General features: G+C 41.7%; 19 protein-coding genes and 3 tRNA genes. 4 read left to right on the forward strand and 18 right to left on the reverse strand.

Annotated elements, in window-relative coordinates:
* Positions 1–83: 83 nt before the first annotated feature.
* Both GC093_RS19340 and GC093_RS19345 read left to right on the forward strand, forming a co-directional pair.
* Positions 84–536 carry a hypothetical protein gene (locus GC093_RS19340; RefSeq protein WP_171653525.1) on the forward strand — a complete coding sequence of 151 codons (453 nt, stop codon included), beginning with the start codon at positions 84–86 and terminating at the stop codon, positions 534–536.
* A 124-nt stretch (positions 537–660) separates the two neighbouring features.
* Positions 661–918 carry a hypothetical protein gene (locus tag GC093_RS19345; RefSeq protein ID WP_171653526.1) on the forward strand — a complete coding sequence of 86 codons (258 nt, stop codon included), beginning with the start codon at positions 661–663 and terminating at the stop codon, positions 916–918.
* 64 nt (positions 919–982) lie between these two features.
* Here GC093_RS19345 and GC093_RS19350 read toward each other — a convergent pair whose 3' ends face one another.
* Positions 983–1,186: a hypothetical protein gene (locus GC093_RS19350; protein ID WP_171653527.1), complete on the reverse strand. Its 204-nt coding sequence runs from the start codon at positions 1,184–1,186 to the stop codon at positions 983–985.
* Between the two features lie 568 nt (positions 1,187–1,754).
* On the reverse strand, positions 1,755–1,985 hold the full coding sequence (locus GC093_RS19355; RefSeq protein WP_171653528.1) for a hypothetical protein: 231 nt from the start codon (positions 1,983–1,985) through the stop codon (positions 1,755–1,757).
* A gap of 297 nt (positions 1,986–2,282) precedes the next feature.
* Between GC093_RS19355 and GC093_RS19360 the strand changes: the two genes are divergently transcribed.
* On the forward strand, positions 2,283–2,711 hold the full coding sequence (locus GC093_RS19360) for a PilZ domain-containing protein (RefSeq protein WP_171653529.1): 429 nt from the start codon (positions 2,283–2,285) through the stop codon (positions 2,709–2,711).
* 105 nt (positions 2,712–2,816) lie between these two features.
* On the opposite strand, the gene GC093_RS19365 is transcribed toward GC093_RS19360, so the two are convergent.
* The 11 genes from GC093_RS19365 to GC093_RS19415 all read right to left on the reverse strand — a co-directional run bounded on the left by GC093_RS19365 (position 2,817) and on the right by GC093_RS19415 (position 9,379).
* Entirely contained in the window at positions 2,817–3,077 is a 261-nt protein-coding gene (locus GC093_RS19365) for a hypothetical protein (protein ID WP_171653530.1), read from the reverse strand.
* 190 nt (positions 3,078–3,267) lie between these two features.
* On the reverse strand, positions 3,268–3,474 hold the full coding sequence (locus tag GC093_RS19370; RefSeq protein WP_171653531.1) for a hypothetical protein: 207 nt from the start codon (positions 3,472–3,474) through the stop codon (positions 3,268–3,270).
* Between the two features lie 69 nt (positions 3,475–3,543).
* Entirely contained in the window at positions 3,544–4,692 is a 1,149-nt protein-coding gene (locus GC093_RS19375; protein WP_171653532.1) for an acyltransferase, read from the reverse strand.
* Positions 4,693–4,738: 46 nt separating this feature from the next.
* Positions 4,739–5,131 (reverse strand): VOC family protein, encoded by a 393-nt coding sequence (locus GC093_RS19380; RefSeq protein WP_171653533.1) that lies wholly within the window; start codon positions 5,129–5,131, stop codon positions 4,739–4,741.
* Positions 5,132–5,352: 221 nt separating this feature from the next.
* A complete protein-coding gene (locus GC093_RS19385) occupies positions 5,353–6,141 on the reverse strand; it encodes an anti-sigma factor (protein WP_171653773.1) in 789 nt (262 codons plus the stop codon).
* Between the two features lie 6 nt (positions 6,142–6,147).
* A complete protein-coding gene (locus GC093_RS19390; protein WP_312886566.1) occupies positions 6,148–6,726 on the reverse strand; it encodes an RNA polymerase sigma factor in 579 nt (192 codons plus the stop codon).
* A 177-nt stretch (positions 6,727–6,903) separates the two neighbouring features.
* Positions 6,904–8,514, reverse strand: coding sequence for a plastocyanin/azurin family copper-binding protein (locus GC093_RS19395; protein WP_171653535.1), 1,611 nt, complete (start codon positions 8,512–8,514; stop codon positions 6,904–6,906).
* Between the two features lie 277 nt (positions 8,515–8,791).
* A tRNA-Leu gene (locus GC093_RS19400) sits at positions 8,792–8,876 on the reverse strand.
* Positions 8,877–8,967: 91 nt separating this feature from the next.
* A tRNA-Ile gene (locus tag GC093_RS19405) sits at positions 8,968–9,041 on the reverse strand.
* Positions 9,042–9,050: 9 nt separating this feature from the next.
* Positions 9,051–9,127: transfer RNA gene (locus GC093_RS19410), tRNA-Met, on the reverse strand.
* 87 nt (positions 9,128–9,214) lie between these two features.
* Positions 9,215–9,379: a hypothetical protein gene (locus tag GC093_RS19415; RefSeq protein ID WP_171653536.1), complete on the reverse strand. Its 165-nt coding sequence runs from the start codon at positions 9,377–9,379 to the stop codon at positions 9,215–9,217.
* A gap of 355 nt (positions 9,380–9,734) precedes the next feature.
* Between GC093_RS19415 and GC093_RS19420 the strand changes: the two genes are divergently transcribed.
* On the forward strand, positions 9,735–10,247 hold the full coding sequence (locus tag GC093_RS19420) for a 2'-5' RNA ligase family protein (RefSeq protein ID WP_171653537.1): 513 nt from the start codon (positions 9,735–9,737) through the stop codon (positions 10,245–10,247).
* 118 nt (positions 10,248–10,365) lie between these two features.
* On the opposite strand, the gene GC093_RS19425 is transcribed toward GC093_RS19420, so the two are convergent.
* The 5 genes from GC093_RS19425 to GC093_RS19445 all read right to left on the reverse strand — a co-directional run bounded on the left by GC093_RS19425 (position 10,366) and on the right by GC093_RS19445 (position 19,516).
* Positions 10,366–12,099 carry a hypothetical protein gene (locus tag GC093_RS19425; RefSeq protein WP_312886567.1) on the reverse strand — a complete coding sequence of 578 codons (1,734 nt, stop codon included), beginning with the start codon at positions 12,097–12,099 and terminating at the stop codon, positions 10,366–10,368.
* A 25-nt stretch (positions 12,100–12,124) separates the two neighbouring features.
* The gene (locus GC093_RS19430) at positions 12,125–13,375 is read right to left on the reverse strand and encodes an efflux RND transporter periplasmic adaptor subunit (RefSeq protein WP_171653538.1); all 1,251 of its coding nucleotides are present in this window, start codon (positions 13,373–13,375) and stop codon (positions 12,125–12,127) included.
* Between the two features lie 37 nt (positions 13,376–13,412).
* The gene (locus tag GC093_RS19435; RefSeq protein WP_171653539.1) at positions 13,413–16,526 is read right to left on the reverse strand and encodes an efflux RND transporter permease subunit; all 3,114 of its coding nucleotides are present in this window, start codon (positions 16,524–16,526) and stop codon (positions 13,413–13,415) included.
* A gap of 87 nt (positions 16,527–16,613) precedes the next feature.
* On the reverse strand, positions 16,614–17,138 hold the full coding sequence (locus GC093_RS19440) for a GbsR/MarR family transcriptional regulator (RefSeq protein ID WP_171653540.1): 525 nt from the start codon (positions 17,136–17,138) through the stop codon (positions 16,614–16,616).
* A 212-nt stretch (positions 17,139–17,350) separates the two neighbouring features.
* Positions 17,351–19,516, reverse strand: a complete 2,166-nt coding sequence (locus GC093_RS19445) for a hypothetical protein (protein ID WP_171653541.1) — start codon at positions 19,514–19,516, stop codon at positions 17,351–17,353.
* Position 19,517: the final 1 nt, after the last annotated feature.

The following is a 19,517-nucleotide window of genomic DNA, read 5'->3' on the forward strand; positions in this document are numbered from 1 at the left end:
TCAGAAAAGTTCATTAACGCCTTGGATATTCAGTTTATATTTGGTTACTCTAAGATTAAAACCAAAGTGTGTAAGGAGAACTTATGATTAGTAACCGTGAAATTAAAGGACAAATTGATGAGCTGACTGAGCATAATCAAATGTTGACCCAAGAGCTGCAGGAAATTAAAGAATTACTACAAAATCAAGATTCTAATCAGAACCAAGCATCAAATAAAAATAAAAACGATGCCCAAAGCCAAAGCAACCAAAGCAGCAATAGCAGCAATGAAAATCAAAGTGATAATAGCGGAAGCAAAAATGAGAATAATGATAATCAACTGTTTAACATCGCCAATGATTTTATAAAGCTCAAAGGGTTAATAAGCAGTCTAGAGAAAAAAATGCAGGAATACACATCCAATGGTTCCAAAAATAAAAGTTTAACCGAGGAAGATGTTATTAACTTAATGCTTGCTATGATGAATGGAATGATTGATTGGACAGTCGATTTTGTATCAAGTCAGAATAATAAAAAGTCTACTCCACTGCAGTAGCTTCGACCAAGCGATAGCAATAGACCTTACCCAAAAAGGGAAAGGTCTATTTTTCATGGCAAATAAATATTTATTAGAAAATCTGTTAATAATGGATACTATCTGCTGGAAGGATGTGTTGTTTATGAAAACAATCAAGCGTATTCCGTTGCTGTATCCTATTTTTTTAACCACACAGCTCGTTAAATATACGGGAATTATTGTTTTCCTTATTGTCTGTTCGCTTCCTAAAGGAGCCTATCATCTCACCCGTTATGCTTTGGGTTATTGGAGATGTGACTGCTGCAACAAAACCTATTGGGCGAACCACGAATACTCATTATCAGGACATTCCGATCACAAAAACTGCCGCAATTGCTATAATCCCAAGTATTTGGACTAGAACGAGTATATGTTTGCAAAAGAAAGGCCCTCAACCCTTTATGCTAGAAGGATCAAGGGCTTATTTATTTGGCTTTGCCAAAACTATTAATACCTACTACTTTGCAAACATAGCGACCATCCAGTTCTTTGCGTAAAACTTCCCAAAAGACATTCAATTGCCCCTCCATCTGACCACGTGATTTGAAAACTTTTCCTATAGTTAATTCTATATTAGATCTCACTTTAAGCGTCTCAATATCTCCAAGTTCGTAGCCAATTTCTATCATCATTTTCTCCTTGTTGTGGGTACCGGTTATTTGGGTTTTGTAAACCTAGTTTGTTTAAATTAAACCTCTTACTTACTAAAACTATTCGACAATATTTGGAATTTTCCTTTATTATTAAATATTTTTAAAATTATCAGAATATTTAAAATAATGTCTTGACTTGAAAATGCTTACAATAATAAGCTTTATTTATATTATTTTCGAGTTGAAATTAGGAGAGTGACTGTTATGAGTAATTATATGTTTAAAACTGAGGTCGAGATCGATCCATTAAACAGCTGCCTTGATGATTACAACAGATTCATAACTCTAACATCTAAAGAGCTCGATACTCTCTATAATGATTACTCCTCAGAACTTCATAAACTCCAAACTGAATTTGACAATCTTCTGGATGAATTAAGATCAATGATCAAGACTTATCCTTCAACTAGCTACCTAAATTGTGCATAAACCCAGCCATGTTTCCTAAGATTAATCACAGTAAAGACCTGATCTCGTTAACGAGTCAGGTCTTTTAAATGCTACAACCCCATCTAATTGGTGAAGGGGGTTATCGTCGTTTATTTTACAAATTGCTCATTCGTTCGGTTTTGTATTTCTTCAACCCATTACAGGCCGTTTCCAATTGACTATACACATTAGCCTCACGGGATGAATCTGTCATCATCTCACAGGCCCGTACCAGACTATCAATGACACTAAATAGCTCAGGGTCAGTTCGATAACAATCGAATGCTAAATCCTGCATCTCTTCAAGTTTTTCCTTATATCCTGCATAAGTATTCCATTGCATCATGTTAATCAATTCCCTTCTCCCAAGAGTGAATTAAATTAATACATAATATATAAGGTTTAGTGTGTCTTAATTAATATTGTAGCGCTTTCAATAAAACTTTACAATATCTTTCAATAAAAATATACATGGAAGCTTGTCTTCATAAATCCAGTGGTGTCTCCACATTAGTCTCATTTTTTCCGTTTTAATAGGCTAAAAATATGCTATAATCAAAGAATTAAAAGGAATACAACATACCAACGAATTTCTAAACTTTAAGCATCACAATTATAAAAAAAGGCTGATTAAATTATGTCTATGGCAAACAAAAGAGAATATTTCCGGATAGGACTAAAAATTCCGCTCTCCGCTCAATTAAAAATTGTCGGCATCAATAATATTTTAGTCGATACCAAGTATGCTAGCATTTGTGTAACCGATATTAGCGCAGGCGGCTTACGTGTTCATTCTAAGTTAGACTTGCCATTAAATATTGATTTGCTATTGGAATTCATTTTTTCATTGTTTCATAAAGATGTGAAGGTTTTGGGCACAATCGTCCGTAAGACTAACATATCATCCTCCATGTACGAGTATGGTATTCGCTTTTCCTTGGATGAAAACCAGCATACATTGCTAATGGGTCATTTGAACCTTTTAAGCATTCGTCTGCGGCAATCCAATATCATTTCAAGCTGCAGCTTTTGTAGCGAGGAGGAAATGAGAGAGTTTTATTCCACAAGCTAACTACGCATACTCATCAATTATCTCTCAATAATGAAAAAAGAAGCAGCCATAAGAGCTGCCCCTTCATTCTCCGATCGTTCTTTTTCATTCCCACCAACAAAACTACTACTCCCTTAAAGCGTCCTGCAATTTAGTTGACATGCTGCTAAGTGTCTTATTGTAATATAAATCCCTCAGCTTCTTCACTTCCTGCTTTAAACGAGCATTCTCTGTTTCCAGCGTACTTAGACGTTCAAGCTCAAGGGCCTGTTGTTCTGCGGCATCAATCAAATGTAATAGATCAGGGGATTCATAGCCTGCATCTTCACACAACTGCTTTAATGAAGTTCTTAATTGTTCATAATTAGCTTGGTCTGTCTCTGGCATCAGTTGCCTCCACTTTATATTACTTCATCTTTAAGTCCATTCTCATCCTACCTCATTTATTCAGAAGATGGATACAAAAATTTTACCACATTCCCTCCATCCCCTCCACATTCTAAAATAAAAATCCTTTTGAGACAAAAAAAGCATCTCCCTATTAGAAGAGAGATGCTTTTACTAAGCTTTATTAAGGCTATACGTAAGCCTTGCCTCTTGTAAGAATACAGGGAACACCTTTGCCTACCGCACCAGGCTGTGACATTTTTTCCAAATAACGAAGCCCACGTTCACACTTTCTGCACTTATTGCAAACATCGGAGGTCACTACCTTCATGTTAAATCGTTGCTTATCACCATTAGGCGGTGGCGTATTTTTCTTCTTCACTTTTTTGCCGCTCATCACGTTCACCTCAACATAAGTATTGATGTATACTATGTGACTTGAGGCGAATTGGCTACAGAAGGACCTCTACGCAGCTGATTTACGAGGAGCAGGCACTCCACTAAGTAGACGTCCGATACGAAAGCGACTTAGCAATACTGCCAAACCAACCGATAACCATGTACATATGATGAAAGCAATAAGGGTGCGCACAGATACATTCCAACCTGGAAATAAGAAATCTGCCGTATAAGTTGCTGCATTAAGCATCAGAGCATGCGCTAAATACGCGCTGTATGAATAATGTCCTAGAAATGTGAGCATCCGCTTAGTCCAATCTGCAGCCGATTGTTGAATAACAACCGTAGCAATGCTCATCGCGATCACAGATAGTATTAAGAATACAGCCATGAAAGGCTGCACCAGCGTCGTATCATTGTATTGGATAATCAATCCGGAATTCGTTTGGAAGCTCGCTGTAATTTTATAAAGCAGCACGACTGAAATTAACACATATAAGCTAATCCAGCCCGCTTTCCAGCTCATTATTCGCCTTTTCCAGCCTTCAAAATTCAATCCGACCACAGCACCCATCAGGAAATAGAGGTAGAAATACAATGCATTCCGATCCGCATATTCCGAAAATAATGAGCTCAAGATGGGAATATGGAGCTTCACAGCAATATTGCTAATCACCGAAACCTGATCTGTGAGCCCTACATAAGCAATTGTCAAAAGCCCAAACCCAACTATCAACTGCCAAGGCTTACATACTTGGCGGATTCTCAACAATGCTTTTTGAATCAATGGAAATAAGAAGTAAAGCTGGATGACCATCGCCACATACCAGGTATGATAGGATGCCGTTCCGGTGATTATGTACAAAAAGATTTGTTTAGTTTCCGTCCAGAAAGGAACAGGAGCACCACGAAACACCAGAGCATACACTATCGACCATACCACATAGGGCAGCACGATGTCCTTACAGCGTTTCCATACGAAAGCTCCATAAGGAATGTCACCTCTATAGTTGTAGAAAAGCACCAGCCCGGTAATAAAAATAAAAAGGGGGACTGCAAATTTAGCTGCAATCAACAATACCGCTAGCATGACGCCATCCTGTAAGCTGGCTTCAGGCAAATAAGCATAGTGCCCGATGGCATGCTGAAGGACGACGGCCAGGAATGCGAAGCCTCGCATGTATTGAATCTCTTCAATTTTGGCCTGCTTGGCCATAACTACTCTGCTCCTCTCGATGCCATCCTAATTGAATAGCCTATACTTAACGGGTCGATTGAAAAAATTCAATCCATTCCCCATCAGGTCCATGGAAGAAGAAATACCGTGAACCATTGGGCAGGGTAATAATCTCCGAATCGATGAGCTGTACATGCTTAAGCAGCTTAATACGTTCAAATTCTTCCTCGACATCGTCAACAGTGAAGGCTATATGATGAACTTTACCTTCCTGAGGCAGCTTATTATTATAGCCCTGGATCAGTTCAACCTCGGTTTCACCTGATTGATCGAATCCAAGAAATGCGAGCTGAATAACTCCATTGGTATGAAGCAGCGTGTCCTTTAACACCAGCCCGACAACTTCTCGGTAGAACCGGATCGATTGCTGTAAATCCGACACCATAATGCCTATATGCTCAATTTTTTTCCGTCCCATAGGGCCTACCTCCCAAATATTGTTTATAATCCATCTTAGCGGAAATTAGACAGGTATACAACTTACGACTGTCCCAGCTGGCACCTCTGTATCCTAATATTGTTTGGGAGCCGTTGTTTTCGCATAGTTGCTTACCTGTAGACGCTGTATCTTAGCTTACACCTACACAGAAATACCGCCATCATCTAAGCCCTCAGATGATGGCGGTATAGGACCGTTCTTTAGGAGCCTAACACCTTTTTACCGCGAGGCTTCGTTCCCAAAGCATCAGGCTCCAAGGTAATGCCTATCGTGTCGAATTCGCTTTCCATAGGATTAAGATCATACGTGAGGACTCCGCTCCCCTTCTCATTAACCCGGAAGGTTCCCCCATTGAACCTGGTTCCCTTTTTGACGATCCAGACCTGGTAGGCTTGATCTTCTGCATTTTCTTTAAGACCATTGACCTGTAACACCAGCTGCTGCTGTTGACCTTGCTGCTTGATCCAACAATGACCATTTGCCGCAGGCATATTAGGATCGAAGGCTTTCAATGTATACTGCTCTATCACCTGTGCAGGAGCCGCTATTTTACTCTCCAAAGGGTAATGTATCAGGCCGTACTCATTGAGGCCCCAGCCCACCGTAGCCCCTACCATAATGCACGCTATTCCCGCTGCCGCAAACGACCATAGTCTGCTTCGCCTTGTTGAAGGTCTTTTCTTCTGCACTAAAGGATTAGCTTCTGGAATAAGTTCTTGATCCATTATTACCGCTCGCTCGGCTGAATTCATTGGATCGTGAATGTCTTGTAAAATATTATTCAGCATCTGCGCTTTAACTGACTCCTGAATCTCCACTTCTTCCATCTCAAAAGGGAGTGCTTGCCAGATCTGCTGCAACTCTACTAATTCATCCCTACACGAATGACAAGATCTCAAGTGATGTTCAAAGGTTTCTTCGTCTTCGGGCGATAATTCCTTCAGAAAGTAGGGAAATACTTGCTCGCAGAGGTTATTTCTTTCAGTCATGGCAGTTCACTCCTCTCCGTCAGGTTTCAGTTGCTTACGTAAAGTTTTGAGAGCTTGATGCAGTCTGCTTTTTACCGTTCCCAAAGGCTCTCCGTAATTCTCGGCGATCTCATTTAATGTATAGCCTTCCCAATAAAAATGGCGAATAAGCTTTACTTGGCTTTCCGTTAAAAAGCTGTAGGCAGCCTCAAGCTGCTGTTTGAGCAGCATACGTGAGATTGCATCCTGCAGCACATCCTGCTTATAAAAACCTGCCAGCTCAGCTTCGGTCGATGAATGGTCAAAGGATACTAGACATTCCTGCTTACGCTGCTTTCTGAGTTGGTCTATAGTGACATTTCTTGTCACAGTAATAAGCCAGTTAACAAACTGGCCTTTGCTCGAATCATAGCCCTTCTCAGTCGTCCAGATGCGTGTAAAAACCATTTGAACGATATCCTGAGCGAACTGGGGATCACTTCCTGCTCCTGATTTGACAGCAAAGGAGTAGACGAGCCGCACGTAGCGTTCATATAACATACGCAGAGCAGCGCTTTGCTTTTCTTTTATCTGCTGCATCAATTGCTCATCCGAATATAGCTGCACGTGATCGGCGCTCCTCAAGTCGCAAAGGACTCCCTCAATATAAGTAACGAATAAAATGGCCATACAGTTTATTGTTATCTTCTTATATTTAGAATTTTTTTGCAATAGGTTGACCGATTGTTTAAATAAAAAAAGCCCGATAACCCAGGTTTCCCCAGTCATCGGACTTTTCTTGAATTACTTGACTATAATCGTAGCTGTCATTCCGCCCTTATGTGGAAGACAGTAGTAAGTATATACACCCGGTTTAGTGATCGTGATGGATTCAGATTCTCCCTTGCTGAGCAGCTTCGTTTCAAACACAGGCGTACCATCCTCCTTCAATAAATCGGACACCGCATTGTGCATGACTAGATCGTTATTTGTAAAAGTAATCGTTGAACCGGCTTCGACAGTCAGTTCCTTTTGGGAGAATGCAAATTTAGCCATTTCAATTGAATACGTTTTAGCCTCAACCTTTGGTGCAGGTTTGGCAGCTGCAGTCGGATCAATAACATACCACACCTTGCCCACATCTTGCCCTTTTACCTCGCCTGGCTTGGTGTCCTTAACATAATAATATAACGGCCAGCCTTGGTATGTAGTTTGCTTCGTACCGTCTTCACGAGTGATGGTTGCGAAATCAGCTGCTTTCAAGTCACCCATTACAGGCAAATGTTCCGTATAGAAGATCGGCCAGTTAACTTCACAGTTGCCTTTACAAACGCTCAAATTCGTTGAGTCCTTCGTATACAAATACAGCGCCATACCTCTGGAGTCTGCAATATATTTACCTAGACCTTCTTGACTGGCAACTGTAACAGCAGAATGATTCAGGACCATCCAAACTTGGTTAACACCCTGCCCTTTTACGTCACCAGCTTTCTCGTCTTTAGCAAAATAATAAAGCGGCCAGCCTTGGTACGTAGTCTGCTTCTTGCCATCCTCGCGCACAATCGTCTTGAAATCAGCAGCTTTCAACTCGCTTGGAACTTGGATACTCTCCGAATAATAAACCGGCCAGTTTGTTACACACTGGTCTTTACAAGTACTGACATCCGGTGTGTCCTTCATGAACATATACAACGTTTTGCCGGCGCCATCTACCAAATACGAACCAAGCGCAGCATCTGTTGCAATACGGATTGACGCATACTGTGCACCTGCGGCTTTAGCAGCATCAACGACCTTTTGTTCGACCAATGTATCGAGAAGCGTTTTGCTGCCTCCCTTTACTTTTACTTTCAAAGCTTCAACGGTTGCCGTTGCAATATGCCCGTTACGCAGCGAACCAGCGTTGGCTACTTGTGACAATCCTAAGCCACCTGAAAAGGAAACTGTCTTGTCATATGTAAAATCGCTATCCTGTTTGTAGCCTAATGATTCTAGCAGCACTTTATAGTATTGCTGTGCCGTTATTTGCCCAGCAGGCTCGAACTTGCCGTTGCCTGTACCGGACCAACCTAGCTGCGGATTCGCTTTTAAATACGCGAGAATCGCTTTGTTGCCGTCACTAACCAAACCAGCGTCAGTGAAGTTTTCTTTGCCAGTGAAGCTAGCAGCGGTCGCTTCCAGTCCTTTTAGACGAAGAAACAAAATAGCTGCCTGCAGCCTTGTAGTCGATTTTGCCAAATAGGCGTCACTAACACCGCTTCCATCACCTTGCAGCACGCCTAAATCTGCGACAATCTGTACATCCGTTTTAACTTTGCTTGGAGCTGGCGCTTCCGCCGCCCATGCTGGGAATGCGCTGCCGAGCATAAATGCACCCGCAAGCAACCATGCTGCTGCTTTACTTCTTTTTCCCATACAATTTCATACCTCCCAAGAATAATAAAATTAAGTTCAATTAATCTACTCATCTCAGGAAACGTAACCATTTATGAAATGGTTTTATCGTAGGTAAAATATATTCTCTGCAAGTTTACATTTTTTTGCGAATAAATAGGAGAGGTGTTTTGAAATTTACTGAAACCCTAGTGTGATGAGCATTGGAAAAAGAGCCCTTTGTGGTGATAAACCACACAAGGCTCTTTAGGTATGTTTTGTTTAGATGTACCTTTACTAGAAGAGTAAAGGTTTGTAATGCCGAAGGCGGGACTCGAACCCGCACGATAGTCACCTACCGCAGGATTTTAAGTCCTGTGCGTCTGCCATTCCGCCACTTCGGCAAAGGCTTAACTTGATAACCAACCGCTGTCAAAACTTCACGTTTGTATAGGATAAGTCCATACAATTAATAGTTCAAGGGATTTGGGGTTATGGGCCCTGAGGGACTCGAACCCCCGACCAATCGGTTATGAGCCGACCGCTCTAACCAACTGAGCTAAGGGCCCTTGATGAATTGGTTGCGGGGGCAGGATTTGAACCTGCGGCCTTCGGGTTATGAGCCCGACGAGCTACCGGGCTGCTCCACCCCGCGTTAGTTGGTTGGTTAGCCTGTCTTAGCGACGAGACTTATTGTACAACAGATGAAAAAGAAAAGTCAAGGAAAAATTTTCACATCCATTTAAACAAAATATCGTACGCCAAAACGACCCTTTTTCGAACGGAATACTTCAACCTCTCTGGGGCATTCGTAGCCGTAAATCCACCAATCCTCTTCCATCCTTTTAGCCAAGCACCCAGCTTGAAACTTACTCTCGTATAATTTGACCCAATAAATCCAATTCATAAGACTTCACTCCACTTTATAAAATGTTTTTACTGCTTATGGGGCATATGGTTAGCATAACCAAAAAGAAGACTCCTTATATGAGAAGGAGTCTTCTTTTATTAAAAAACGCACAAATTTATCTAGAATCATAAAGCTAAACAAAGATATTATTAATCCCGTATTAAATCCCCTCTTGGATGGGTGATTAATCAAAGGTATAATATTACATAAGATATGCACATGCTTACGTTAATACATGATCCATGTATGATGAAAAATCAGCACGTGCTTTCGATTCGAATGAGTACTAAGGCTTATGTATTTTCATCTCGGTTTAAGCCCGTTAGGGCATTTTGTTCAGGAGGTGATCCGTATGGTATATGGAATAGCAGTCTTTCCGCCAGATGAAATCAAAGAATTTGCGAATCATTACCGAAGAAGATATGACCCACAATTTTCAGTGATCGATCCACATTTGACACTTCGTGCACGTGAGGACTGGACAGAAGAACAATTGAATAATGTGATCAATCATTTGGAGCATGTTACGGCAACCATTAAGCCTCTAAAGCTTCATTTCAACCGGTTTTCCACCTTCTTTCCGGTTAGCAATGTAATCTACTTGGCTTTAACTGACCCAGAACCCATGAAAGCTTTATACAACATCGTATGCAGCGGTGTTCTGGAAGAAACGAACAAACCTTACGCCTTCACACCCCATTTGACGATAGCTCAAGATCTGGACGATGACGAGCTTCACGATGTGTTTGCCAGCCTTAGACCTCAATCCTTGGACATGGGCTGTACCATCGACCGTATAGAGCTTTTAATGCTGTCAGATAATGGTTTGTGGCAGGCATTGAATACATTTACTTTGCAGGTTTAAATCAATCCTAAGCACTCGTGATATGACTTCAGACTACATGTCATCTAAGCAAAGAAGCCGGCCCTCAAGGGCCGGCTTCTTTGCTTAGATGACTATTAATTTCGGATAAGAGCAGAGACTATTGTGTAAACACTCCGAGCAACCGTTTAGAGTTCCCAGCAGGTGTCGTGAAGCTTTCATACAGCTTAATAGTAAGCGGACGTTCCAGCTGATCCGAAGTTGCGTCAAGCATAATATTATTTTCACCTGATATTAGACGGTTAGCGCCAATAAAGCTAATTTGCTGCGTCCCTATCAGATTATTCGTAGAATTGTAAATCTCCAGCTGAAGCTTGGAGAAGCTTGCATCTACCTGAATTTGCTCGACTCTTTTCATTTCCAGATCAAATCTGGCTTTATAGGAATAAGTCAAATCTCCTTTGCGGTTATACATGGGTGAAACCGTCCAATAATTGACTTTCGCATCAAACGGATACACACTAAACTTCTCATTCGTATCCATCTGTTGCAGATTGATTCCATAAGCCGCGATTGATGTTTTGTATGGCGCTGCTTTTTGCGTATCATTAACTCTAATAACTAAACCGGTACCCTTTTCAGAAGAGGGTAGTGTATAAGCATAGTTGATAACCAATCCAGAATTTGGCAAGATACGCTGAGTTGTAATACTTTGGCGGTTACCTGTATACGTATACCCATCTGAGCTTATCAGATCGGTTTGAAACACAGGAACAGCTATCGGCAGATCGCTCTTATTAAAGAGCCTGAACTTAGCAGTCACACTCTTGGAGCCTTCATCTTCATTATCATTCATATGAAATTCAACTACCGAAACATTCAAATTTGGGTGAATTAACTGACTCAATGCATCAAACTTCATCGTTTCGCCCATTTGATAAGATGAATAAACAGCGGATGCCGAAGCATTAGGCAGAAGAATGTTCAATCTACCTACATTGTACTTGACTGTATCGGGCTGTCCCCCCTGACCGCCATTCGATTGCGAGAACTGTTCGGGTGTCAGTACATTGATGCTGGACAATACCGTGTCATTATCCGTGGGAACAGCATAGTGAACATATTTTTGCTCATTAGCCTCAAGGATAATCTGGTCTTGTTCAATTTTTTTACCGGAGTAGGATTGGCTATCCGTCTTACCATCAATTACAAATTCAGGCATTGTTTCGCGCTGTTGAGTCGGATTTGTTACGAGCAATTGAACGACTTGAACCGTTCCCTTATCCGTCACTTCCTTCTCAATGCTTACCGGCTGATATTGAAGGGGCGAAAGCAAGGATGGAACCGTAAACGATTCGCCCCACTTCTTTACAGCTGCTGGATTCGTAATCGGCATATCACTGCCCTTCCAAGCTTCGCCACTAATGGGCACCGCTAGCATTAAGGTTTCTTTCTTCGGATATACATAATAGTCTACATCAGTCCAGTTCACCTCAGATAGGGTCACTGAATCCGTACGATCAATATCACTCAGGTAACTTAGCTCTGTATTAGTCTTAGGCTGTATTGACTTTGGATTCGAGGCGCTTGCTTGCAAAGTATATTCAACGCCTTCATTCGTTTTTACACGTACTTCATATTCCGGTACGCGAGAGATCGACGTACCATTATTCTTCATTCTTACAATAACGCCAATTCTTGTTCCTCCCAGTACATGCTCATTCAAAACACTCTTAAGCTCCACGCTCAAAATATCATTCAGTTGATAATTTGCACTTGCTAGCACTTCAGCAGACGTGTCTACCGGTTCTGCTGCAATGGCTGCATAGCTTGATGTCATGAGTGAGGCAGATAAAACTACAGACGTTACTGTCTTTTTCCAATTTATTTTCACTTGTTTCTCCTCCAGTTAGTAGAAATTATTTCGCTAATTGTACCTTTTCTTTGTCTTTCAGCTGATTCTGACCCGATATGATTAGCTGCTCCCCTTCCTTAACCCCGGAGAGCACCTCCTGATTCGTTTCATTCAAGCGTCCAAGCTGTACCTTGCGCTTCTCCGCAATATCGCCTACAAGCACGAATACGAAAGTATCCCCGCCTTCTCGCACCACACTAAGCGTTGGTACTGTAACGACCACTTCATCCTTCTCTTCGGTCAATAAAAGCTGAACCTTAGTGCCTGGTTTAAGCTTCGTATCAGCATTGGGTACTTGCAGCTCCAGTGAATAAGATTTAGATTGAGTGCTCATGACATTCGCTAAATAGCTGACCTGTCCTTTGAGCTTTTCTGAACTGCCGGGAATATAAAAGCTAAGCTCGTTCTTGCCGCGAACGAGTGCAGCAGACGTTTCAGTTAATTCGGCTTTAATTTTAATAGGGTCTAATTGTTGAACTTGAGCAGCTCTAAACCCACCGGACAAACTCATACCTACCTCAATAGGGAGCTCAGTTAACACACCACTAACGGGTGCTTTAAGCTCCAGATTGTCTAACGTACGATCGGCCTCGCGAACCGAAAGGTTAGAGGACTCCATTTGAGTTTCCAGTTGGGATAAGGAATTAGTTGTCTCCAAGGTGTTCAGCTTATTTTTGGCGCTTTCCAAATCTAACTTGATATTGTTAAACTGCGTTTCAATTTGATCCAATTGGAATTTAGTAATAAGCCCCAAATCATAATCATTGCGCGCTTTGCTATAACTCTTATCCGCGTCTTTGACAGCCGTCTCTGTTTTGGTCACTGCATTTTGGAAATCAACCTTGGAGTTGGCCAAATCTTCCTTGGCTTTTGTCAATTGCTGTGAGGCACTTTTTACTCCGAGGACACCTCTTTGCTTTTGTAAAGCCACATCAGTAGGGTCTAACTTTACTATAATTTCGCCCTTCTGTACGGTATCTCCGCGCTTCTTATAAATTTCCAGCACATCGCCATTCACTTTCGTTACTATGTCCATGGAGATTGAAGAAACAACGTCCGCAACTTGCTCCTGTGGATCTCCTATTGTCTTCTTAGAAACCTTATCTACCTTTACTACTTTTAAGGCTACTTCCGCAGCATTGGGTTGGGGTTTGGCAGCTGGACTGGTGCAGCCTGCTAGTAGAGCTGCGCTCAAGGCAACGGCTCCCACCACTTTCGTGCTATGTTTTACTGATTTCATGAGTTTCAAGTTCATTTGCCGATTCTCCTTTTCCTTATATCCCTAATAGTTATTAGTGTGTAGCTGGGGTAGATTGGGATGCAGAATCCGTATCTACTAGTTTCTTCTTGTTGAATAGCCGTCCTGCTCTGCGTTTTAATCCCTCAATTAATTCATATACAATCGGTACAACAAGCAAAGTAAGGAATGTTGAAGTGGTCAAGCCACCGATAACTACAACTGCCAAGCCCTTCGAAATGATAGTACCTTTGGACAACCCAAGTCCTAGTGGTGTAAGGGCTAGAACGGTAGCACCAGCCGTCATTATGATCGGTCTTAGACGAGTCATTCCTGCTTCCACTAAAGCATCGCGTACGCTGTAATTAGCTTCACGCAGCTGCTGTACACGGTCTACAAGTACAATCGCATTCGTTACGACAACCCCTATAAGCATCAAGAAGCCGATCAAGGATGTGATGTTAATCGATTCTCCGGTGAATAAAAGCCCGAACAAGCCACCGATTGCGGCAAGAGGAAGCGAGAATAATATCGCGAATGGCGCGCTCGCATTACCAAATGCAAGCACCATAACTAGATACACGATAAAAATGGATGCTCCCATGGCAATAAACATCTCACCAAAGCTCTTCTGAATATCGTCCGTTACCCCTTTTACCTCAGTACGTACGCCAGCAGGAAGCTCTATAGTTTTCAGTGCATCTCCTACCTTCTGACTGATGCCCCCCTTATCGGGATTATCAATTTTGGCTGTTACACTGACGATCTGCTCTTGAGCTTCACGACCAATAGCAACTGGCGCATCGATTTGGCGTATTTTTGCAATATCGTTAATGGATATCGTCAAGCCAGTCGCCGTTTTAATCGTGAACTGACCCACCTTTTCAAGGGAATCTTTAAACCGGGAGTCCAGCATTACCTTGGTTTCGTAAGTAATATTATCGAACTTCAGGTCTCCGATTTCTTCTTCAGCCAACCAACTACGCACGGTTTCCATGATTTGAGGTGAGCTTAAGCCATACATTCTAGCTTTATTCTGATCAACCGTAATTTCCACTTCCGTCTTGGATTCACTGAGACTGTCTTTAATGTCAATCAGCTCAGGGAACTCTTTCATTTTCTCTCTTACTGCTTGCGCACCTAGTTTTAATAGGTTAAGGTCCTCACCTTTTAAGGCGTAAGAGAAATCTGCTCCTCCAGATGGAGGGCCTCCAGAAAGCAGCATTACTTCTACCTCGGCACTTTTTGGAACTGCATATTCGATCATTACTTTTAAATCTTTAACAACCTGCTTAGCATCTGATGCTTTGGAAACCTCCGAAAAGAACTGAGTACGGTATGGAATTCGATCTGAACCGCCATTGTATCCAGTCAATGATTCAATATATACAAAGGTTGGTTTCCCAGCAGGATCCTTTAAATCTCGCATCATAGCTTCAACTTCTTTTACCTTTGCATCCATCGTTTCCAATTTGGTTTCACGAGGCATCTTGATAGTAACCTGCATTAATTTATCTGCTTCGCTCTCCGGCATAAAGCCTACCGCCAAATTAGGAATGGTAACGACTATCGTGATTATAAACATGAGAAGTGCAAGCAGCAGTGTTTTAATCCGGTTTCTAAGCGACCAGTGCAACGCTTTTTTATAAGTTAATGCCATTTTCCCTACATGATTTTCATCGTGATGCGGGATTTTTTTGCTGTTCATTACCAACAGCTTAGCTAGCATAGGAATTACGGTTAAAGCCACAATCAATGAAGACATCAAGGCACAAACCAAAGTGATCGCGAACGGCCGGAACACTTCTCCGAGCACACCGCTTACCATCGCAATTGGCGCGAATACACCTACCGTTGTAATAGTAGACGATGTAATCGCTGAGGCCACCTGCTTTGTCGCTAGCTTGATGACAGATTCATTGCGATCCTGCGCTTTGAGCAGCTGGCTGTATATATTCTCAATAACAACAATACTATCGTCTACGACCCGACCTACAGCAATCGCCATGCCGCCCAAGGTCATAATGTTTAAGGAAATATTAAGTGGAGCCATTAACAATAGCGTTGTTAAAATAGATAAGGGAATAGAGACCAACACGATCAAAGTCATTCGAATATTTCTTAAAAAAAGTAAAATCATAACGGAAGCCAGAATAGCTCCGAGCGATCCTTCCTGTAACATCCCGCGAACCGAATCTTTAACGTCGACGGCAGAGTTGTAAATGGTATGGAAAGTGATATTAGGATAATCTATCTTCCATTGTGCCATTAAACGGTCAGCATCATCGGCAAATTGTACGGCATTAGCATTTTTCGTTTTAAATAAATGAATGCCAATCGCCGGCTTGCCATCCAACCTTGAAATAAAGGTTGATTCTTGAATCGCTTCTATTTTAGCAAACTGCTTCAGAAGTAAAGTGTCGCCTGATGGTGCGCTGATCTTCATATTTTCCAAATTGTAAATCGTGTTAAGCTCCGTTTTTACACGAACCATCTGTGTATTTCCGCTAAAATCAACGGATCCTGTTGGACTGGACATCAATGCGGCTTTTATACTGTTGGCAACCTGCGCCGGTGTAAGATCATAGTTGTTAATTGAGTTAGCATCGAGCTTTAAAGTTAGTACTGCTTCCTGATTCCCGATGGAATCTACATGGTCAATTCCCTTGATGCTATTAAAGCCTGGTAAAATAACATCCTTATATACCTTATCGAGATCATTCTGGTTCATCCCGTTGTTAGCATAAGCCGACAAATAATAGACCGGCTCAGATGCAAAACCCATAGTAGCCACTTTGGGCTTCTCGGAGCTTTGCGGCAGCTTAACGTTGGATATCAAGCTTTCAACATCTTTTTTTACATCATCAGGCTTCTTGTCTTGCTCGAGCTCAATAATCACCTGCGAAAAGTTGTCACTTGAATTAGACGATAATTTCTTAATCCCTTCCAAACTGGCAATCGCTTTTTCAAGCGGCTTTGTTACGTCCTCCAGCACATCTTTAGGCGGCGCTGTATATTGGGTCGTAACGATGACAACCGGGAACGTAATGTCCGGCATACTTTCCATCTTGAGCGTGGTCGCTGCATAGGTTCCGCCTCCAAACAGCAGCAGAATCAAAATGATAACAGCTGCGACGTTTTTCATCGAAAACTCAGTTAACTTATTCATCTCTCTACTCCTCCATTACTTTTGCTGACTTTTTAGACGAAGCTTTTTTTGGCTACCCCTTCAATTTTTATTGAAAAGTGGAAAATTTTATTCAATTGGCGGAAATAACCTTGCTCTTCTTTCGTTCCACTCCTCTTCTAAGCCATCCAAACGGTTCAAAAACATCTGGTACAGCTCCTGCATCTCGACAAATCTTCGTTTCGATATGTCGTGTGATCGTTGCTCTGGTTGTTCAATATCCTCCAAGCTATTAAACAGAAGTAAAGTCGACTCAATTTGCTGTAAGACGCGCCTCATCTTAATAATGCTGTTCTGAACTGCCGTCATGCTGAAATCTTCCGATATGTAATAATAATCCTTGCGATCGCTGCTTGTGGGCAGCTTTTGGCACATTAAATGCTTTTCAAGCGTTCTCACTTGTACGCTGATTGCGGCTTTAGTGACACCGAGTTGATTTGCCATTTCCTGAAGACTGACCGGTTCCGCTGCAAAAAGCAAATATGCAAAAATTCTTCCTACCAATGGACTGAACCCTTCGTTTTCAAAAGACAGTGACATATGGTCGCTCTCGCGTTGCTTTAAGCCGGAAAATGATTGATGCGATGGTTTCATAGCAATCCCCTCAATTTTGTGCATTATGATCGTTAAGATTGTTGTTAACGATAATAACATTAAAGTTTTTAGAAAAAACTGTCAATATATTTTAGAAAAATTAACCAAATGTACATAAATGGGACCAGTAATAATATCACAAAAAATGCCCTGTCAGGGTCATGCTCTAGGCATTCTTTGACAGGGCAGTTATATTGTGTGAATTTTATTTATTAGTCCGTTGTTGAAAACCAATCGATTTTTTTAGTTGCTAGCAGCTTTTTCTGACCCTGGAACGAGTCGTAAATGCTGAGCTTGTATGTTTTTAGTGTTTCTAATTTAAATATAAGATCTTGGTCACGTTCAATAATTTTAACACCGTCATGCTTGCCCAGAGTCAGCTTGGTAATATTAACATCATCGCCTGAACTATCTACGGTAGCGGCACTACTATCAAAATCTTTAAAATCAAATTCTCTGCTGAAGGTTTTATTGCCGTTTTCATCCTCTAATCCAATTATCAGCTTGCGGCCTTCTGTATTAGATTCCATCAACAGATTTTTGGTTAGCTCATAGTTAAAGGTTAGCTTCAGCTGACCTTGCAGCAACCATGTATTAATATGATTCATTGAGAATTTATATGGCAATAAATCTATATTCATCAAATCATTTTGAACCGTCAGTTCCTCGTTAGGCAGCCAAAAGGCCGCAGCATTAACATAGGCATCAGCTACTGCTTCCTTCTCCGTGAATTTATCCTCTGTTACAGCTTCACCAATCATTAAATGCACATTAGATGATGGGAAGCCCTTAGGAAGTGTTCCGGATAAAAATAGCAAGGATGAGGCGTTAGGGCCGATCTTTTTCTTAATCTCAGATATGGCTGCAGGATAGACCGTACCATCTGTCGTTTTGAATTGAGCAACCAGCTTGGATATATCCGTGAAGCGTTTCTCCAAGTTCGTAGCTTCAAGCTGCACAGTGAAAATATCAGCCGTATCTCCTGAATAGGTTTTGATACTTCTTACACTGTAGCTCGCGTTGCGGCCTACACCTGTCATTTTGTAGGTTTCTCCTACATTGTGATAAGGGATATTGAGCAGTTCGGAGCTATGTGCAAACTCCAGTAGCTCCTCCTTCTCCGTTTCACTTGTTTTCTCCTCAAGCACCAGCTTTACTGTTGTAAATTCATAGGTGTAAGGCATTTTACCAATGAATTGAAAATTTGCCGAAGCCCCTTTGGCAAGCCCAATAGTTTTGTCTGTCTTGATCAGCTTGGCTTCCACCTTTACTGCATCATCCAGCATGTAATAACCGGCTATGTCAGGAAGAGGGAGCGCCTCAACGCCCTTATTCATCAAAGTAATATTCGCCGCCAAAATGTCCTGATCCTCCCAAGGTAAGCGTTGGAACGAGTTCAGCTTGGTTGTGTAGGTACCCTTCTTGTTCGAAAAATTATACTCAATTCCTGTTGCTATTGTATCAGTGGCCGAAACAGGCGGCAGCTGAAAATAAGCAATCGGCAAATTGAGTTTTAATTCTGTTGATTCTTGAACAATTACAAGCTGCCAGCCTTCCGTGCTCACAGCAATCGGTACGGAGCCGGATAGCTCTACTTCTTCCTTGACTTGAGGATTGATGGTCAAATCTTTATTTTTCTTGGCATCCAGCGGATACATATACCCTTCCGCAGTTCGCAGCAAGTATTGATAGCCAGGGAGCTTAGCCGTACGGTTTCCGATATTCTCCATATTTAAGATGACCGTAGGTGAATAGTTCTTCTCATTTTTGGTCAGAAGCACTTTTTTTATGGATGTCTTCACATCTGTTCCCGTCATATTAATTGCATGCGACTCTTCTGCGGGTGTCACTGTAGAATAATTGTTAGGTACAGCAATATCGCCTATCATTCGTTCGAAATTAGGCTGGCTGAAGTCCCATTTAATGAATTCAAATACAAGATCATTCAGTTCTGTAGTCTCATTAAGAGACGCATAGAAGTTAATATCCTGTTCCGATTTGGCTGATATCTTATTTTTGTCTTTATCCTGAGGTAGTACTCGAACCGATATTTGATTTCCGGACTTCGTCCTCACATGAACCCAATAATCAATGAAGAGTAGATCCGTACTGCTTTCATTATGGACGTTTACAGTAAAAGTAACGGTCTTGCCTTTCTGTTCGCTAAGCATAATCACATTCTTAAGTTCAAAATAACTGCCGCCGTTCAACGGTACAGTCCCGAGCGAAGGAGCACTTCCTGTCGAAAAGGTTCCGGATGAATTGCCATTTGAGGACGAAGCTGAAGAGCTGTCAGCGGCGAATGCCGTAACAACACTGCTGCAGCTCAATGCAGCTGCTAATAATAGTACCATGGTTGCTTTCTTCTTAGTTCTCATG

The organism is Paenibacillus foliorum (assembly GCF_013141765.1).
In the GTDB taxonomy this organism is placed as follows: Bacteria; Bacillota; Bacilli; order Paenibacillales; family NBRC-103111; genus Paenibacillus_S; species Paenibacillus_S foliorum.

What these genes read in the sequence shown, in the direction of transcription:
- GC093_RS19360 (WP_171653529.1), top strand. Translation starts at nt 2,283, where the DNA reads ATGGCAAACAAAAGAGAATATTTCCGGATAGGACTAAAAATTCCGCTC.
- GC093_RS19445 (WP_171653541.1), bottom strand. Translation starts at nt 19,516, where the DNA reads ATGAGAACTAAGAAGAAAGCAACCATGGTACTATTATTAGCAGCTGCA.
- GC093_RS19370 (WP_171653531.1), bottom strand. Translation starts at nt 3,474, where the DNA reads ATGAGCGGCAAAAAAGTGAAGAAGAAAAATACGCCACCGCCTAATGGT.
- GC093_RS19385 (WP_171653773.1), bottom strand. Translation starts at nt 6,141, where the DNA reads ATGACTGAAAGAAATAACCTCTGCGAGCAAGTATTTCCCTACTTTCTG.
- GC093_RS19345 (WP_171653526.1), top strand. Translation starts at nt 661, where the DNA reads ATGAAAACAATCAAGCGTATTCCGTTGCTGTATCCTATTTTTTTAACC.
- GC093_RS19415 (WP_171653536.1), bottom strand. Translation starts at nt 9,379, where the DNA reads ATGAATTGGATTTATTGGGTCAAATTATACGAGAGTAAGTTTCAAGCT.
- GC093_RS19340 (WP_171653525.1), top strand. Translation starts at nt 84, where the DNA reads ATGATTAGTAACCGTGAAATTAAAGGACAAATTGATGAGCTGACTGAG.
- GC093_RS19420 (WP_171653537.1), top strand. Translation starts at nt 9,735, where the DNA reads ATGGTATATGGAATAGCAGTCTTTCCGCCAGATGAAATCAAAGAATTT.
- GC093_RS19380 (WP_171653533.1), bottom strand. Translation starts at nt 5,131, where the DNA reads ATGGGACGGAAAAAAATTGAGCATATAGGCATTATGGTGTCGGATTTA.
- GC093_RS19350 (WP_171653527.1), bottom strand. Translation starts at nt 1,186, where the DNA reads ATGATAGAAATTGGCTACGAACTTGGAGATATTGAGACGCTTAAAGTG.
- GC093_RS19355 (WP_171653528.1), bottom strand. Translation starts at nt 1,985, where the DNA reads ATGATGCAATGGAATACTTATGCAGGATATAAGGAAAAACTTGAAGAG.
- GC093_RS19440 (WP_171653540.1), bottom strand. Translation starts at nt 17,138, where the DNA reads ATGAAACCATCGCATCAATCATTTTCCGGCTTAAAGCAACGCGAGAGC.
- GC093_RS19395 (WP_171653535.1), bottom strand. Translation starts at nt 8,514, where the DNA reads ATGGGAAAAAGAAGTAAAGCAGCAGCATGGTTGCTTGCGGGTGCATTT.
- GC093_RS19435 (WP_171653539.1), bottom strand. Translation starts at nt 16,526, where the DNA reads ATGAATAAGTTAACTGAGTTTTCGATGAAAAACGTCGCAGCTGTTATC.
- GC093_RS19375 (WP_171653532.1), bottom strand. Translation starts at nt 4,692, where the DNA reads ATGGCCAAGCAGGCCAAAATTGAAGAGATTCAATACATGCGAGGCTTC.
- GC093_RS19430 (WP_171653538.1), bottom strand. Translation starts at nt 13,375, where the DNA reads ATGAACTTGAAACTCATGAAATCAGTAAAACATAGCACGAAAGTGGTG.
- GC093_RS19365 (WP_171653530.1), bottom strand. Translation starts at nt 3,077, where the DNA reads ATGCCAGAGACAGACCAAGCTAATTATGAACAATTAAGAACTTCATTA.